Origin of the sequence: Candidatus Hydrogenedens sp., assembly GCA_035361075.1 — a bacterium.
Taxonomy (GTDB): domain Bacteria; phylum Hydrogenedentota; class Hydrogenedentia; order Hydrogenedentales; family Hydrogenedentaceae; genus Hydrogenedens.
The window spans coordinates 54,593-71,375 of the sequence record DAOSBX010000017.1 but is presented as its reverse complement, the minus strand read 5'-3'; the positions used below and the strand labels follow the sequence as shown (position 1 = coordinate 71,375).

Annotated in this window: 14 protein-coding genes and 1 riboswitch; of the genes, 9 read left to right on the top strand and 5 right to left on the bottom strand. The window is 35.6% G+C overall.

Features of this window, described 5'->3' with window-relative positions:
* The first annotated feature begins 277 nt into the window (after nt 1–277).
* The 6 genes from PLJ10_07135 to PLJ10_07110 all read left to right on the top strand — a co-directional run bounded on the left by PLJ10_07135 (nt 278) and on the right by PLJ10_07110 (nt 8,389).
* Nucleotides 278–1,585 carry a hypothetical protein gene (locus PLJ10_07135; protein ID HOK09420.1) on the top strand — a complete coding sequence of 436 codons (1,308 nt, stop codon included), beginning with the start codon at nt 278–280 and terminating at the stop codon, nt 1,583–1,585.
* A gap of 10 nt (nt 1,586–1,595) precedes the next feature.
* Nucleotides 1,596–3,761: a hypothetical protein gene (locus PLJ10_07130; protein ID HOK09419.1), complete on the top strand. Its 2,166-nt coding sequence runs from the start codon at nt 1,596–1,598 to the stop codon at nt 3,759–3,761.
* Between the two features lie 11 nt (nt 3,762–3,772).
* Nucleotides 3,773–5,236: a glycoside hydrolase family 28 protein gene (locus PLJ10_07125; GenBank protein ID HOK09418.1), complete on the top strand. Its 1,464-nt coding sequence runs from the start codon at nt 3,773–3,775 to the stop codon at nt 5,234–5,236.
* A gap of 158 nt (nt 5,237–5,394) precedes the next feature.
* Nucleotides 5,395–5,613, top strand: coding sequence for a hypothetical protein (locus PLJ10_07120; GenBank protein HOK09417.1), 219 nt, complete (start codon nt 5,395–5,397; stop codon nt 5,611–5,613).
* 16 nt (nt 5,614–5,629) lie between these two features.
* Nucleotides 5,630–7,219: a hypothetical protein gene (locus PLJ10_07115; protein HOK09416.1), complete on the top strand. Its 1,590-nt coding sequence runs from the start codon at nt 5,630–5,632 to the stop codon at nt 7,217–7,219.
* A gap of 114 nt (nt 7,220–7,333) precedes the next feature.
* The gene (locus tag PLJ10_07110; protein HOK09415.1) at nt 7,334–8,389 is read left to right on the top strand and encodes a hypothetical protein; all 1,056 of its coding nucleotides are present in this window, start codon (nt 7,334–7,336) and stop codon (nt 8,387–8,389) included.
* A 123-nt stretch (nt 8,390–8,512) separates the two neighbouring features.
* Here the strand turns inward: PLJ10_07110 and rpsU are convergent, their stop codons facing one another.
* Complete coding sequence (rpsU, locus tag PLJ10_07105; protein ID HOK09414.1) at nt 8,513–8,707, bottom strand: 30S ribosomal protein S21; 195 nt, start codon at nt 8,705–8,707, stop codon at nt 8,513–8,515.
* A gap of 178 nt (nt 8,708–8,885) precedes the next feature.
* A riboswitch (Fluoride riboswitch) is annotated at nt 8,886–8,948 on the top strand.
* A 34-nt stretch (nt 8,949–8,982) separates the two neighbouring features.
* Here rpsU and PLJ10_07100 point away from each other — a divergent pair.
* A complete protein-coding gene (locus PLJ10_07100; GenBank protein HOK09413.1) occupies nt 8,983–10,176 on the top strand; it encodes a cation:proton antiporter in 1,194 nt (397 codons plus the stop codon).
* Between the two features lie 235 nt (nt 10,177–10,411).
* Here PLJ10_07100 and PLJ10_07095 read toward each other — a convergent pair whose 3' ends face one another.
* The 4 genes from PLJ10_07095 to PLJ10_07080 all read right to left on the bottom strand — a co-directional run bounded on the left by PLJ10_07095 (nt 10,412) and on the right by PLJ10_07080 (nt 14,889).
* On the bottom strand, nt 10,412–10,867 hold the full coding sequence (locus PLJ10_07095) for a hypothetical protein (protein HOK09412.1): 456 nt from the start codon (nt 10,865–10,867) through the stop codon (nt 10,412–10,414).
* A 34-nt stretch (nt 10,868–10,901) separates the two neighbouring features.
* On the bottom strand, nt 10,902–12,401 hold the full coding sequence (locus PLJ10_07090; protein HOK09411.1) for a leucyl aminopeptidase: 1,500 nt from the start codon (nt 12,399–12,401) through the stop codon (nt 10,902–10,904).
* A 14-nt stretch (nt 12,402–12,415) separates the two neighbouring features.
* Nucleotides 12,416–13,783 carry a tRNA (N6-isopentenyl adenosine(37)-C2)-methylthiotransferase MiaB gene (gene miaB / locus PLJ10_07085; GenBank protein HOK09410.1) on the bottom strand — a complete coding sequence of 456 codons (1,368 nt, stop codon included), beginning with the start codon at nt 13,781–13,783 and terminating at the stop codon, nt 12,416–12,418.
* Nucleotides 13,784–13,929: 146 nt separating this feature from the next.
* Nucleotides 13,930–14,889: an NAD-dependent epimerase/dehydratase family protein gene (locus PLJ10_07080; GenBank protein HOK09409.1), complete on the bottom strand. Its 960-nt coding sequence runs from the start codon at nt 14,887–14,889 to the stop codon at nt 13,930–13,932.
* Nucleotides 14,890–15,201: 312 nt separating this feature from the next.
* On the opposite strand from PLJ10_07080, the gene PLJ10_07075 reads away from it, so the two are divergent.
* Nucleotides 15,202–15,402 carry a cold shock domain-containing protein gene (locus PLJ10_07075; protein HOK09408.1) on the top strand — a complete coding sequence of 67 codons (201 nt, stop codon included), beginning with the start codon at nt 15,202–15,204 and terminating at the stop codon, nt 15,400–15,402.
* A gap of 126 nt (nt 15,403–15,528) precedes the next feature.
* Nucleotides 15,529–16,764 carry a DUF1080 domain-containing protein gene (locus PLJ10_07070; GenBank protein HOK09407.1) on the top strand — a complete coding sequence of 412 codons (1,236 nt, stop codon included), beginning with the start codon at nt 15,529–15,531 and terminating at the stop codon, nt 16,762–16,764.
* Nucleotides 16,765–16,783: the final 19 nt, after the last annotated feature.

Here is a 16,783-nt window from a genome sequence, read left to right as displayed (position 1 = left end):
TATAGGACAAACAAAATACAATCCATTAACAGTATAGACACAATTTATTAGGTAGATAGACCAACACAATATTAACGTTATCTTAAAATAATGTAAGCACACATACATAAATTTATATAGCAAGTAATGTGTTTCCATAATATATTTCTATATTAGTATATTGGGCAATAAACGGGTTACATTTTGTTTTTTTGCTTGTTTCTTTCTTCAGATAAATCGCGTTATAATATGGATTATCATCCTCCATAATTAATTTTTAAAGATAAGGACACTAAATATGAAGAATCTCTATGTTTCAATACTACTAATCACAACTATTTTTACTCTCCTTCTATGTTTTTCAGTCTCTGCAGTGGACAAAGATAAGGACAAAGATATGTTGTATGTTGGCTCTGCTAAACGAATTGTTACTCCAGACCCATTGTTGCCCGTATCAGGCGGGGTAGGGACACCAGAACCTGTAGAGAAAAAAATTGGTGATTTGTTTGCTCGTGCAATGGTTATGAAAAAAGGAGATGTTGCGGTAGCCATAGTGAGCCTTGACTTTTTAGGTTGGTCATCTGTATTGGCAGATAAAATCCGTGCACTGGCTCCTCAAATTCCACCTGAAAATATCATTGTAGGTGTCACACATACACATAGTGCACCAGAAACCTATGGATTTGTTGATGAGAAAGGGAATTGTTCCGCAGATTTAAAATACCTCGACTGGGTATGTCAACAAGCAGGTGAAGCAATTAACGAGGCGTATAAGAATATGAAGCCTGCCTACCTAAAAATTGCTATGGGTGAGGCAAAAGGAAAAATCGCTTATAATTATTATGCAGATGAATTATACGACCGTCGTTGTAGCGTATTGCAGGCTATCTCAGCAGAAAAGAAAAAAGAAGGAAAGCCTATTGTAACATTAGTAAATTATGCTATTCACCCAGAAGTTATTGGAGACAGTCAGAAAATTTTGTCGCCAGATCTCTGCGGTCCCTTATATGATAAGATTGAAGCAGACACGGGGGGCATGGCTATGTTTATGAACAGTGCTCAGGGCGGTATGGTCACAGCAGATTGTCGTGGACCGAATGGGGATATTCAGACATGGGATGAATGTGTCCGTATTGGCGAATTGTTAGCCAGCGAAGCATTGCGTATTGTAAAGGATGCCCCTGTTCAGAAAAACCCCACATTATATTGCACCAATACCCCTGTCGAATTTCCAATTGATTCTCCACTACTCCGTATGGTTCTGAAAAATTCGCCAATAAAGTATCCTATTACAGAAAAAAATACGATACCTTCACGAATTAATTTGATTAATGTTGGGACTGCCCAAATTGTAACGATACCTGGTGAAGCCCTACCCAATATTGGTTTTTACTTAAAACGCAAAATGCCTACTCCACATCCATTTTTGTTCGGATTGACAAATGATGCTTTTGGTTACATCCTTACCAAAGTGGATTGGAACAGTTTCAAAAGGTATGAATATATTTCAAGGACGGGATTGGGAGAAATGACAGGAGAAATCCTTATCGATACGATATTAAACTTAGTCAATCAATCTCCTAAACCCGACCCTGTTGAAAAATAATAAAAGGTAAATGGAATTATACAAGACGGAATTACTGCACAAGAGACAGAAACAGCCTCGCTTTTCTGTTGTTGATAGTCTTTTTCTATTGATTATTCTGATTTTAGGATTTGTTCTAAGAAGCTATCGTATTGGCTCCCTCTCTTTATGGATAGATGAATTTGTTACTACCTATAAACTCTATCTCGCACCATCATTCAATGAGTTTCTATCTATCTTTAACGCATATCATTCCGACCAAATTCCGTTGTCTCATCTGATTTACTATTCTATATTTCATTTATTTTCAATTCCTCTTACAAATATAGAAATACTTCGCTGGGTGTCTGTATTTATAGGTGTACTCAATCTCATCCTGTTCTTTATATTTGTCAAATTCTCTTTAGACCTACGAACTGCTCTTTTTGCAACCTTTTTGTTTGCTATTTCTCCATTTCATATTTTATTTTCACAGATGATACGACCGTATATATTTTATGAATTTGCTGGTCTATGTTCATTGGTATCAACAATTCTGCTTTATAAAAACCTTACCTATTCAAGAGGATGTGTGTGGGTGTTTGCCAACACATTCCTATTTATTTCTCATTACACAGGGGTTTTACTAATTCTTATTGAACTATTTTTTTTATCCCTGCACTTTGTAAATAGGAAAAAGAGTCTGTTTTTATTATTTCCTGTTTTTTTAGTTGTAGTTATTGTCTGTATCTTCCTTCTATTTACACCTAACTCGATACCTATATACACAAAGGAAGATGATTTTGTTATGGGTATTCCCTCTGTTTATAAATGGTTAACCGACTTACTTGCTGACGATGCTATTCTTACAAATGAACCTTTCTTCCATCAAGGACAGACATGTTCCGTTATTTCTCCTTATTGGCTTACTGAAATTATAAATCTACATTTATGGTTTGATACCCTTCTCATTATTTTTTCTCTCTTCTCCATTACCTATGTGCTGTTTAACCTATATTCACGATGGAAAAATGTAAGTGATAAAAAAGGACACGCATTATCTCCTTATTTGTTCCCTCTTTGGTTAATTACATCACAACCAATTATATCTTTCCTCCTGACTGTCGTTATAGCACCTGTTCTTATCCTGACCTTCCTTTCTTTTTTTATCTGGCCATGCATGCAAACAAGATATACCCTATATAGTTCATTTGCCATGTATCCTCTTATTGCATATACCCTCATGAATATAGAACATTCTAAAATTAGGCGAATATTGTTGGTATGGATTATAATTGCCTTTTCCTATCAAACATTCGTTTCATTACTGTCCCAAAAAACAACGGATTTTAAGACTGCAGGAAAGATTATTTCTCAACAACGCAAACCTGATGAGCCAATACTTACCTGGGGAATCTTTTATATTGCTACCCCAATAACAAATGAAATGCTTGCATACTATTCAGGAATCTCTACTGAAAATATAATTCCTGTCTATAGTTGTTCCGACACCATGAATTGTGTCAAAAGACTTCTCATAGACAAACAAAAACAACGTGTATGGCTGGTTATAGAAAGGTATGTTTTCCATTTTCCTGACGATAATGTTATAGAAACATACTTCCATAAAGCAGGGTTAACATTTGAAAAAACATTTCTACCGGGGATGAATGGCCTTTGGTTATATCATTTGAGTAAGAGACCAGATTCTTTTACTGAAATGGAAGAGATTCCCGAATATGTGGATTATAGACCATTTATTGAGGTTCTGAAGAAAGTAAATGCCCCTGACAATATTTTAGAAAAGGCTCATCATACATTGCGAAACTACATCGATTTTTATCACCCACCAACCCCTATGATTTGGAATTATATAGCATGGTCTGCCCTCGATAGAAATGAACCTGAACTTGCGGAATGGTTCGCCAGATGTGCAATATATCTTCAACCACAGACACCTTGGGGATATCATTCCCTTACTATTAGCCAGATGGAACAAAATCGTGAACAAGAAGCCATAAATACAATGCAACAATGCTTTGAAAGAGACCCAACAGGTATTCATAAAAAGCATTATCAGCCCCTTATTCGTGCTATATATATAGATAAAGATACTAACCTCGCAACGCAACTAATAAAGGAAATAGAAAAAATAGGTGGTTTCGTTAATCCAATATATAAAAGAAGAGCAGGAATGGTAAATATACTAAATGAATAAAGGTTTCGCCTATGAAACAGTACTTGATTGTCACTTTATGTATTTTAATAGTTACTTCATTCACAACGTATGCACAGACAGAAAAGAAAGACAAACTCTTTCCAATAATGGAGTCATTTGGCACCTCAATACTCACATTTGGAGCCATCCCAGATGGAAAGACTTTGAACACACACTTTATTCAAGAAGCCATTGACACAGTTTCGGAACAAGGAGGGGGAATTGTAATTATTCCGACAGGAAGATTTTTAACAGGAACGATTGTTTTGAAAAACAATGTGTTTCTCTATCTCAGCCCAGGGAGTTTATTAATAAGTAGCACCAATATCGAAGATTTTCCTGAAATAATACCCACATATCGTTCTTATACAGACAATTATTCGCAACGGGCACTCATTTTTTCAGAAAAACAGACAAATATTGGGATTGTCGGTTATGGAAAAATCTATGGACAAGGAGAACAGTTTAAGGAGGATGAAAACAGAAAATACAAATTTCGACCTTACCTCGTACGATTGATTGAGTGCAAAGACGTAAATTTAGAAGGAATAACTTTTGAAAATGGTGCAATGTGGACTATTCATTTGCTTGCATGTGGTAACGTCCACTGTTCGAATATAAAAATTAACAGCCGTTGCAATCACAATAATGATGGCATTGACATTGATTCCTGCGAAGATGTCATCGTTAGCGACTGCCATATTATTTCTGGAGACGATTCTATCGTCCTCAAAAGCACATCACCCAAACCATGTAAAAACATAACTGTTACGAATTGCATTTTAAGTTCCTTATGCAATGCCTTGAAAATGGGGACGGAATCAAATGGCGGGTTTCAGAATATTTCAATTAGCAATTGCACTATTTATGATACCCGCATATCTGGTGTAACAATTCAAACCGTAGATGGAGGAATAACAGAGAATATTGTTGTTAACAATATTTCAATGAAGAATGTAAGGAATCCCATTTTCATTCGTTTAGGAAACCGTGCACGACCTTGCTGTCCCGACAAGCCTGTTACCTCTGTGGGGACAATGAAAAAGATAGTTATTTCTAATATTATTGCTACAGATGCTGATTATATTGGCTGTCCCATCTCAGGATTACCAAATCATTATATTGAGGAACTCACTTTGCGAGATATAAATCTAACATTCAAAGGAGGTGTAGAAAACCAAATAGGCATTCCCGAAGAAAAAGAAGATGCTTATCCAGAATATAGAATGTTCGGGACGTTACCTGCATATGGTTTTTTCATAAGACATGTAAAAAATATGTTTATGGATAATATCACCATACACACGGAAGAAAAAGATAACCGACCTGCTCTTTTTATTACAGATGTCCAAGCACCTATTATTTCAAATATTCATCTATTTGATCAGACTGAAAAAGAGCAATACATAATTACTGAAAATAGCGATAAGATAATCTTAAAAGATATTTACATAAATGGGGACAAAAAACTTTAATGGTTCAATGAGGGAGCACGAAAAGAAATATCTGAACATTTAGTAAATTATTCGTTATAATCATAAACACAGAATTTGTATAATTTAACACAAAAAACTCTGTGCAAATATAAGTAACAATTAAATTAAATAGATATGGAAGAAAAAGAAGCAAAAACATGAATAAAACAAATAAAATGCTTGAAATGACAGACTGGCATTCCTTTAATAACAAAACAGAAAAAGCAAATATCCTCTTTGAGAACCACAAAAAAATTACAAAAGGAGAATTAGAGGAATTTGGCAAAAACTTCACGAAAACTAACAATGGTTATTTTCATTCATCAAGAACGGAACTAAAAACAACCATTTACGTTTCGTTCGGGGAAAATAAATAATTACAAACATATATACATGAAGAAAATATTTAAAAATATTGTAAAGACAGATGAAGACTGGAAGCAGGTTCGAATTTTCCTGTTTCTTGATTTTCTCTATGTATCGGCGGTGTTTTTGTGGGTTATCTTCTTGCCTCGTTCTGGTTCGGATTATCTCTGGTTCCACAATACATTTGTTAATCAGCCGATATATGGTTCGGACTCGTTTGTATTATCTATGATTTTTACGTTTAGTTCTATCGTGTTTCGCTTAGTAAATTTTTTGTTACTCTATGTTCTTATGGTCATACTCTTTTTTACAACCCGTTTTTTCACTGGCGGACCATGGTGGTTGGGGTCTCTTTCAGCAGTATTGTTTATGGCACATCCCCTCACACAACAGCAGGTTGTACAATTAAATGGTTATGAGACATTAGCCTCAATATTAATAAACGCTATTTTATTACTACTTTTTGCATATTCTGTTTATACCCAGAACTCCCGATTTATATTTATCTGGCTCTTATCACTAATTGCTTTGTTTGTGGCTCCATTATCCGCTCCTTTTATTATTATTATTGGATTTGGGTTTTTATTGAACAAAGATATTCAAGGACTTGACCTAAAACAATATATTGGAATGTCTCTTCTCCTAATGTTACCCGCATTATATTTCTTAAGAATAAATCAATCCAGTTATCTCTTTTCTTTAGATTTTATCCCCCAATTTTCATTACTTGTGTATCCTATTGGTTGGCTACCTATAACTATAAAAAAATATCATTGGAACAGTATTTTACCCATTTTTTATGGTGCATTAAGCATATTTGTCCTTGTATTTGTTGCAGGAAAAGCAAAACAAAAATATCTGGCATTATTGTTAGGAGGTATTGTTTTTCTGTGCATGTTTTCTCATAAAAATGGCGTTAACCTCTCTCAACCATTGCACAACCCATCCGCTTTATTTCCACTGATGCTCTTTTGTATATCGGTGTCATGGGTATGTGGAATAATTCAGAAACATCCCCGCTGGAAAACGAGCATTGTCAAAGCAACAACGCTCCTTTGTATTATCATGATGGGTTGTCAGATATTCCTCAATGGTTTATATGCATATAGTTCATCTCAGGAACAGTGTATCGCACAGGATATTCTCAAACAGGTTGAAGAGAAGCACATTGATGAGTTTATTCTTTTCCCAGAGTCCATTGAATATCGTTGGCATAAATTGAACATATATGCCACTTTACTAAAAAACAAAATTACATCTACTTCCCACGTTCAGAAGGTTAAAATCTTCCCATATTGTGTACTCCGTCCTGATTCTGTTCCCGATGTAGAATTAACTGCCCATAGGTTCTCCCAAAATTCCCTCATCGTAGGAATTGTCCCTACTTATGTAGAATATTGGCTGATTTATCCTTCTGAATTTGTGATTCCTAATAACAGAGAGACACAGGTATTCTTTAATCAATTTTTTAACCCACAAAATAACACATGGGTTGAATTTTGTAAAGAGGAACAAACTGAAAATGTGCTAATCAGAGCAGACGATAAAAAATTGAGTACACACCTTTTTTTGTGGGATAACAAGAAATCCAACTATACCCTCTTTACACAAAATTAGATGGATATATAGTATTCCAGAAAAAAATGAAACTAAATACAGTTAAAATGTAATATAATAAGAAACAGAATGTAATATAAGTGAACTGTGACAAACTTATAAAAGGAACCCGTAATGAAACATTTTTTAATTCTCGTCCCCCGTTATTTACTACTGATAGTAATTTTAATCTTTATTATATCGTTCTCCTCTTGCAAGCCAAAAGCAGAACTTCAGGTAGCACCGATTACACTTCACTTTGCAGGGGATTCATTTACGGGTATTGTAGAAACGGATAAAACCTTCAAGGTCTGGAATTCAGGAAAAGAAAATTCTGTCCTATCTTTTAAGGTAGAACCTCAGCAGAAATGGATTACAGTAAATCCGACTGATGGCAAAGTGAAAAGAGAAGACCCTAACGGGATAGACATTGCAGTTCATCTTGACCGCAAAGATAGCCTCGCCAAAGCAATTCCATGGTATGCAACAGGTTATATAAAAGTCTCTGGTGGTGGTATGGAAAAAGTTGTCACTGTAACCACCGTACCAAACTACTATACAGAGGTCTTTGGTGGAGTTTACAACCGACCATTTGACTTGTCCAATACAACATTAGTGTTTATACCCGACAGTGGACTTAATTACTACCAGTTAGGAATAAAAAAGAACATTACACAATTCCCTCAACAACCACCTGAATCAGGGGTTCAGATATATTTTACAGTTCGTGATCCTGGGATTTGTACTTCAAATATATCTGCAATACCTTTTTATGGGACGAATTACACAGACTTGCGTGTTTCCAGCAAAGGTTATGTTTCCTTTGGCAGTGATGGGCTTGAACCTACCACAGTTGGAAAACATTTTGCATTCCCACAAATTTCATTATTACCAATGAATGCAAGTGAAGAAGGTAAAGTTTTTTATAACATCCTACCATCAAAACTCGTTATCACATGGATTGATGTTCCATTCTCAAAAAATCAGCCAACCGATGAAAATGGGAATCCGCTCAAAGCCAATGTACAATTAGAACTCTTCTACGATGGTAAAATACAAATAACATATCTTAACATTCCATCAAACCTCTCAACATGTGTTGTCGGCTTATCTTGCGGAGGAGGTGATGGTACCAACCCACCTGTTCAGGATTTCGTAATCTCCGACTTATCATCCGCACCAGAAATTTGAGAAACTCATACGATATAGAAAAGAAAAATTTACAAGTTCACTCATAATAGGTTTTTATAATAAAAGATGCACCTAAAAATGTTTTTTAGGTGCATCTGCATATTCAATAGAAATGACTGTCTACTAATGGATATTCTCAGACTCCATGATAGCACGTGACACTGCCTTGATTAATCTCCTCCGTCTCCGTTCCGAAGGCTTCTCGTAATGTCGTAATTCACGAAGTCTCTGCATTAAGCCGTCTTTATTGCACTTCTTCTTAAAGCGACGCATTGCTTTATCAAACGACTCCTCAGGCTTCACTCGGACTTTAGTCAATGAAATCAACCTCCTTTCTCAAAGCATATTAATCATGACATATAAACAAATATATATCCTGTGTTAATTTTCGGAACTACTATTATAAAAAAACTCTATTACTTAATTCAATACTTAACAAAAATACAAATATTATAATCCTGCCTCTTTGAAAAAAATATGGTTTATATAATATAATATTTCAACAGGAGATGGGGTTCTCCTTTAACTGCCTGCCGTGGCTAATAACTCCTACCTTAGAAAGCCACAACTATTTTTACAAACAGGAATTTAACATGGAAGAAATTTATCTATCTACTGCAATCTGGTTGTCACTTGCATTAATTTCAGCTATTATCGCCTACCATATAAAACTATCCATTGCACTTGTTGAGATTTGTGTTGGAGTACTTGCTGGGTTTATTACCACAAAATATGTAAACCACGGCTTGTTAAATAGCAACACAGAATGGGTAAAATTTTTAGCGGGTAGTGGAGCCATTTTTTTAACTTTTCTGGCAGGAGCCGAACTCGAGCCTACTGTAATTAGACAAAAATTAAGAGAGGTGCTTCTAATTGGCTTGATAGGATTCTTATCTCCCTTTATTGGATGTTCGCTGATTGCCCGATGTATTTTAGGCTGGGAGTTAAAAGCAAGTCTTTTATGTGGTGTTGCTTTGTCCACTACATCTATGGCTGTCGTTTATGCAGTAATGATAGAAACAGGCTTGAATCGGACAGAATTTGGAAAAGGAATTCTTGGGGCATGTTTTATAAATGATATTGGGACAGTGCTTGCCCTCGGAATTCTATTTGCGCCCTTTACATATAAGACTATTATTTTTATCTCGACATTGATTATATTTCTTCTCATCTTTCCATATATTACCAATCACCTAACGGAGGTTTATGGAAATCGAACTGCTGCTATACGGACTAAGTGGATCTCCTTTACACTATTTGCTTTAGGGGCGTTAGCTTTATGGTCAGGCAACGAAGCTGTCTTGCCTGCCTATATTGCTGGAATGGTACTTGCTGAATTCAGTCAGAAGAATCATCTATGGTTGAGAAGACTTAGAACGTTAACTGTTGGATTCTTAACCCCATTTTATTTCTTACGCGCTGGAACACTTGTCTCAATCCCAGCACTTATCTCTGCACCTTTAATTGTCTTTGCATTATTAGGTGCAAAAATAGCCACGAAAATTGTTGGACTTTATCCTTTCATTTCTATATTTCGGAAAGAAAAAAATGAGAAACGTTATTATACCCTCATGATGTCCACTGGACTGACATTCGGAACTATTTCTGCTTTATTTGGATATTCTAACGGTATCATTGATGTTAATCAATATTCTTACATCGTTATTTGCGTCATTGGTAGTGCTGTTATTCCTACCCTTATTGCTTCCTACTTTTTTACTCCAAAACACTTACTCCCCAAGAAACAATATATTACTGACGCAACTCAGGAACTTATGGAAGAATAAGTTAATCCCTCCTACTTATGAAAATAGTAATACTTTAAGTGAGACAAGGGGATAATATAATAAATAGTTATTATCTTACATTACCATGCCCTTACCATCACATGTGTTTCCCTCTCCCCCGTGTAGATTTTAATGAAATTATGAAAGATAAATATTCTAACTTTAATTTTCAATTACTATCTAACGAATCCTGTTAGTATAGATACTAACACTGCCTTTATAAAATGTTTTTGTTTTAGAGATGCTGTTTTAATAAATATTCACCTTGAGGGTATTTTTCAAGAAGCCTTGACAGGTAAAGCGTTGCGGATTCATACTCACGATAAGCATGTTGAACGTCAATAGGAGTAGCTTCTCGTCTAAATGATTTTTCTCTGATATTTATATAGTTTATCTGGGCAAGTTTTTCATGTTGATATGCAAGGATTATTTCCAGTTCTATAAGCATTTTTCGTTCTTCTGGTAAATCAGGGCTATTTATTTCCCGTCCCTCATAAATTTCCGTCTGATTTGTTTTACATTCTTGAATAAGTGCTCTCAGTTTGGAAATGTTGCTTGTTGCTTTTTTGAAAACATATTCGTTCATAAGTTCTCCATCTGACTCCTTAATAGAAAATAAGGATGGACTAAATCCAGCGACTATCAGTCCTATGGATAACATAATTACAATGAGGAAAAGTATGTACCGCATATTACTTACCTTTGCTTATTCGTTGTTTTTTTGTTTACTGTTGTGATAACCATTGTATTAATAATCGGACACCAAAACCAGTGGGGTATTTACTATCCCAATATGCTATATGCTTAACACCCCAAGCAGTTCCTGCAATATCTATGTGAGCCCATAGAATATTGTTCTCTACAAACTGCTTCAAAAAGATACCGCCAACAATAGTAGATGCCTCACCTTTGGGTCCAATATTTGCCACATCGGCAAAATCGGATTGTATTAATTTTTCATAATCTGTCCACAGTGGAAACTCCCAAAGTCGTTCCCCCGTCTTATTGCCTGCGTGTAAAAGCTCTTTTATCAGTTCTTTATCATTACCTAAAACACCAGCACAGAAATGACCTAATGCAATAATACACCCACCCGTTAATGTAGCAATATCAATTATTTTTTTTGGAGCATAATTTTTTTGTGCATACGCCATAGCATCTGCAATAATCAACCTACCTTCAGCGTCTGTGTTTAACACTTCTACTGTTTTGCCACCGTACATTTTGATGATATCTCCAGGCAGTAATGCTGACCCACTGGGGATATTTTCAACCAGAGGTATCAAACCTATCACAGGAATATTTAGTTTTAATTCAGCAAGGATATACATGGTTCCTAAAACGACTGCGGCTCCTGACATATCATACCGCATCTCTTGCATCCCTTCGTGTGGTTTTAAGCAAATACCACCTGTATCAAATGTGACACCTTTGCCAACAATTACAACCTGCTTCTCTGTATTAGAAGAACTTGGCTGATATTCAAGAATCATCATCATAGGCTCATTTTTAGAGCCTTTCCCTACCGCAAGAATACCATTTAGTCCTTCTCGCTCTAATTCACTTTTATCAAGTACCTGAAACTTCAAAGGTAAGTTTTGAAACATATTTTGAGCAAATGTTGTGAATGATTGGGGTGTCAATTCATTAGCAGGAGAAGAAATTAATGAACGCACCATGTTTACGGTATTACATATAAGCACGGTTTGTTCGCATTGATTATTTAATGTTTGAATATTCTCCTCTGAAGACACGATGAATGTGACATTTGTAATGGGATTTGTCTTTTTGTCCTCATTCGCGTTCTTCGTTTTATACTGGTCAAATATGTATTGCGATAAAATAATCCCCTCAATAAAAGGTGGAATATACTCCGTTGAAATATAATTCCAATCACAAACAATGCTGGATATTTTGTTATTTCGTGTGTAATTGATAACGCTACCGGCAATTCTTCGCATCTTCTCTTCATGGAACTCTTCTTTTTTTCCTAAACCCAAAAGAATTACTCCTGCCAAATTCGGGCTTGCAAAGGGAACATATAAGATGTCATTTTCTTTGCCACTGAATAAATCACGGTCAATAATCGATTGAATAAATATTTCCTGCTCTTCTTTTAATATTTCGCATTGAATTGGCAATTTCGTTTCAAAAATAGGAATAAGTAAAGCGGTGTTCCAGTCGAATTCAATCGTTGTTTGGGAATGAATAACTGAAACTTTCATAAGTTAGCTCCTCCTTATCTTTTTATATTTATCAGCGATGATTTTTTTAAAGTATCGAGGTATTCAGCTTCTAACCAATGCCCATGATATCCCACAACCCGTGCAGAAACTAAATCACCGAGTTCCATGTTCTCTCCGCAAACTGTAATGGAGCGATATGAATTTGTTCTTCCATTCCAGAAACTTGGATTCCTCGGATGCCTATCTTCAATAAGCACCTCCTGTTGGGTGCCAATAAGTTTAGACATAGATAACTGATTAATCTCCTCTTGTAGAGCAATAAGACGTGCAAGTCGCTCTTCTTTTTCTTCTCTGGGGACAGTATCACCTAACTTTTCGGCATATGTTTTAGGTCTGGGTGAATATTTAAAGGGATAAATCTGGCTAAATTGAACCCGTCTAACTACCTCCATCGTCTCTTCAAATTCTATTTCCGTTTCTGTAGGGAAACCGACAATCAGGTCTGTACTTATCTCTATTCCTGGCACCTTTTTCTTTATATAATCAACCTGCTCTAAGTAATCGTCTATGGTATGTCTTCTCCGCATAAGTTTTAGGATGCGATTTGAGCCAGATTGTAGTGGCAAATGAATATGTCTTGCTATATTTGGTCGTTCTGCAATGAGGTCGGTAAGTTCTTTACTCCAATCATAAGGATGTGGTGAGGTAAAGCGAATACGCCAAAGGTCATGTTCCTTTGCAACATCATTAAGGAGTTCAATAAAACGGTAATTGGATGTGTACTTATACGTATTTACATTTTGCCCTAATAACCAGATCTCACGGATACCTTCCGATACTGCAGACCGAACCTCCTTCAGTATACTTTCTGGTGTTCTGTATACTTCGCGTCCACGAGTACGAGGTACAATGCAAAAACTACATGCATTATTACACCCTTTACTTATAACGATATATGCCTTTACTCCTTCCCTGTGCCCTTTTTCAAGCCATTCTGAAGGAATAAAGTCAAATATAGGTGGCTTTGGATATTCTCTATACGTACAACAAATACGTTCGCCTTCTCGAACTCGCGAAATCAACTCAGGCAACTCGAAGTAATGGTCTGGACCAATAACAATATCGACCACAGACTCTCGTTTTAGAATATGTTCACCTTCTTGCTGTGCTACACAACCACATACTCCAATAATTGTTTTTGGATTTCTTTCCTTGATAGGCCGAAGTGCTCCCAATAAACTATAAACCTTATTTTCAGGATTCTCACGAACGGAGCAGGTATTGATTAGAATCATATTCGCATCATCTGGCTGGTCTGTTAATAAATACCCCATCTGCTCAAGGATAGCAACTATCCTTGCACTATCATGTTCATTCATCTGACAACCGAACGTCTTAATAAAAACTTTTTGTTTATTCATCTTGAACTCAATCTAACAAAGATAAAAATCGACTTAATATTATAGGGTTAATGATTATAAATGAACTTTATTATGAGTAAAAAATATTTATGAACAATACCTGCTAAATAAAACGATAAATAAGAAATAATTGAAATACGAATGGATTATTTTACTTTTTTACGAAGGTATTCTGCTACTATTGAAATAATGGTTTCTAACGGTGTTTTTGGTTCATATCCGATGGCTTGCCGAATTCGATTTAAGCATGGAACGCGATGCCTCATATCTTCGTATCCCTCTGGATATGCTTCTTCATAGGGAATTAAGTTAATAACAGACGGACTTTGTACAACCTCTATCACTTTCTTTGCAAGGTCTATAATTCGAACGCTTTTGTCATTTCCCAGATTAAATACCTTTCCACAAAGGTCAGGACGTTCCATAATTTGTACTAATGCAGGAACAATATCACCAACATAGGCGAAAGAACGGGTCTGCATTCCATCACCAAATACACGCAAAGGTTCCCCTTTAAGGGCTTGCATGATAAAATTTGGCAACACCATTCCATATTGTCCCGTTTGACGAGGACCTACAATATTGAACAATCGGACGATATAAACTGGATGTCTCTTTTCTTTCCAATATGCGAGAGCAAGAAACTCATCAATTGCTTTTGATGCTGCATAACACCAACGATGCCGATGTGGAGGACCTATAATCTGGTCATCATCTTCTTCAAATACCTCCTTCATACTTTTGCCATATACTTCACTTGTTGAAGTTATTAATAGAGGACGACGGTAACGACAGGTTTCTTCTAACACCGTCTCTGTACCACGAATATTATTTACGATGGTCTGAATAGGATTATTAATTACCAAATTCACACCCACCGTCGCTGCTAAATGAAAAACGACATCTACATCTTTAACTAAATCACGAACAATTTCTTCGTTCAAAGTCGAATCAATGATACATTCTATTCCTTTGATGTGCTCAATATTCTCAAACTTGCCAGTACTCAAATTATCCAACACAACTACTTTATTACCTCTTTGTACAAGATATTCTGTTAAATGGGAACCAATAAAACCTGCCCCACCAGTTACTAATACTCGCATAAAAACTCCTTCTTGTTTTTTATTCTTGATAAAGTAGAATAGTTAAATTATAAATAAAAATAGATATAAAAAAACAATTGATATTTTTTTTGTAATTTATGTCAAATTTTATCACAAATAGAAATATCATATTATTTTTATTTTTTTATAAAGTATCTTGACAAATTAATGTAAATAGTGTAAAATAGTAATGAACAACTTCTATAAAGAAGTATTTTATATAGATTTTTATGAATGGATTAAAAGAAAAGATTAACGATAAGGGTTGTAATCGTGAGCGAGGTAGTATCTTTGTCACCTCATGTTAGGCACATGGGGAAGGTAAAATGGTTCAATGACCGTAAAGGATATGGTTTTATTGTGAACGATTTGGGGGAAGACATTTTTGTTCACCACACCGAAATTCGTATGCGTGGATTTCGCACACTCCGAGAAGGAGAAAAAGTAAGTTTTGAGTTAGTCCAAGGTCCGAAGGGCTTACTCGCAAAAAATGTTAATCGAGTAAAAATATAATAATATCTTTATACAGTACAGTTTTTATGAGGAAGAGAGAAGGAAGGAGTAGTTGTATTTTTATATTATTGTAAGAGATAATTAGCATAATTTCAGCAATTAAACATTTTTAAGAGGAGATGTGCGATGAATATTTTTATCCTTCTTGTTAGTGTCAGTATGTTGGCTCAAACAGCGGATTGGGTTCCTTTATTTGAAAATAACTCTTTAGAAGGATGGAAAGCACTTGGTGGCGAATGGACTATTCAGGATGGCGTAATTAAAGGCAAATTAACAAAGACACCAGAACAAAAAGAAGAAAAAGTAAATATATGGTTACTCTATACTAAGAAGGAATTTGCAGATTTTGAGTTTGAATGTGAATTTAGGACATTAAATCCGATAAATGGTGGAGTTCAGTTTAGAACTCAATGGTTACCTTTATTACCTGTACCTGAAAATGTTCCACCTGACCAGGTGAAATATGATTGTTATGGCTATCAAGCAAATATAGAGACAAGGGAACGATTTGGCACAGGTAGAATTATTGAGGAGAATGGTAGAGGTTTGTTAGCAGAACCATCCCGAGATGCTGTAATGACATTAAAACAACGTGGTTGGAATCGGATGAAAGTGGTCGCAATTGGACCAACAATAGAGGTTTATTTACATGATATATTAGCATCACGAATAGAAGATGATAATTATATAAAGGGCTATATTCTTCTGCAAGTCCGAGCTGATGAGGTTATTCCTGACATTGCCGAAGTTGAATATCGAAATGTGCGAATTAAAGATTTAGGACGAAAGGGAGAATGGAAATCTCTATTCAACGGGATAAATTTAGAGGGCTGGAAAAATTACGGTTCAGAAGAATGGGTCGTTGAAGATGGTATTATTGTAGGTAAAAGTGGACCAAAAAAATCGGAGGGATATCTTGCAACAGAAAAAATCTGGAAAGATTTTCGTGTGCGTGCCCAGTTTAAAATGTTGGGTGAAGGCAATTATGGATTATTTTATCACTCAAGCATCAATATGCGAGATGACGGCTATCCAATTATTTCAGGTGTACAGGTCGAGGTAGAACCGGGTTATCCAACAAAAACAGGTTTCCTTTACGAAAGTTATAAACGGGGTTGGTTAACAGAACCAAATATAAAAACGCCAGGTGCTTGGGCACTTCGAAAAGGTGATTGGAATGAAATCGAAGTTAAATGTGAAGGGAATCGGACTATATCATGGCTAAATGGTGTTAAAGTAGTAGATTTTAATGATTCTGCACCAAATCTGTTTGAAGGTTTCTTTGCTTTACAACTCCATACAGGTGGTGTTGCTGGAATTCAATGGAAAGAACTTTATGTTGAAGGAGAAAGTTTAAAATAAATTTTTAACACTTTAATCT

Excerpts from the sequence above, each read along its gene's own strand:
- PLJ10_07075 (HOK09408.1), top strand. The coding sequence starts at position 15,202 with ATGGGGAAGGTAAAATGGTTCAATGACCGTAAAGGATATGGTTTTATT.
- PLJ10_07120 (HOK09417.1), top strand. The coding sequence starts at position 5,395 with ATGAATAAAACAAATAAAATGCTTGAAATGACAGACTGGCATTCCTTT.
- PLJ10_07095 (HOK09412.1), bottom strand. The coding sequence starts at position 10,867 with ATGCGGTACATACTTTTCCTCATTGTAATTATGTTATCCATAGGACTG.
- PLJ10_07100 (HOK09413.1), top strand. The coding sequence starts at position 8,983 with ATGGAAGAAATTTATCTATCTACTGCAATCTGGTTGTCACTTGCATTA.
- PLJ10_07070 (HOK09407.1), top strand. The coding sequence starts at position 15,529 with ATGAATATTTTTATCCTTCTTGTTAGTGTCAGTATGTTGGCTCAAACA.
- PLJ10_07080 (HOK09409.1), bottom strand. The coding sequence starts at position 14,889 with ATGCGAGTATTAGTAACTGGTGGGGCAGGTTTTATTGGTTCCCATTTA.
- PLJ10_07125 (HOK09418.1), top strand. The coding sequence starts at position 3,773 with ATGAAACAGTACTTGATTGTCACTTTATGTATTTTAATAGTTACTTCA.
- PLJ10_07135 (HOK09420.1), top strand. The coding sequence starts at position 278 with ATGAAGAATCTCTATGTTTCAATACTACTAATCACAACTATTTTTACT.
- PLJ10_07110 (HOK09415.1), top strand. The coding sequence starts at position 7,334 with ATGAAACATTTTTTAATTCTCGTCCCCCGTTATTTACTACTGATAGTA.
- PLJ10_07115 (HOK09416.1), top strand. The coding sequence starts at position 5,630 with ATGAAGAAAATATTTAAAAATATTGTAAAGACAGATGAAGACTGGAAG.
- PLJ10_07090 (HOK09411.1), bottom strand. The coding sequence starts at position 12,401 with ATGAAAGTTTCAGTTATTCATTCCCAAACAACGATTGAATTCGACTGG.
- miaB (HOK09410.1), bottom strand. The coding sequence starts at position 13,783 with ATGAATAAACAAAAAGTTTTTATTAAGACGTTCGGTTGTCAGATGAAT.
- PLJ10_07130 (HOK09419.1), top strand. The coding sequence starts at position 1,596 with ATGGAATTATACAAGACGGAATTACTGCACAAGAGACAGAAACAGCCT.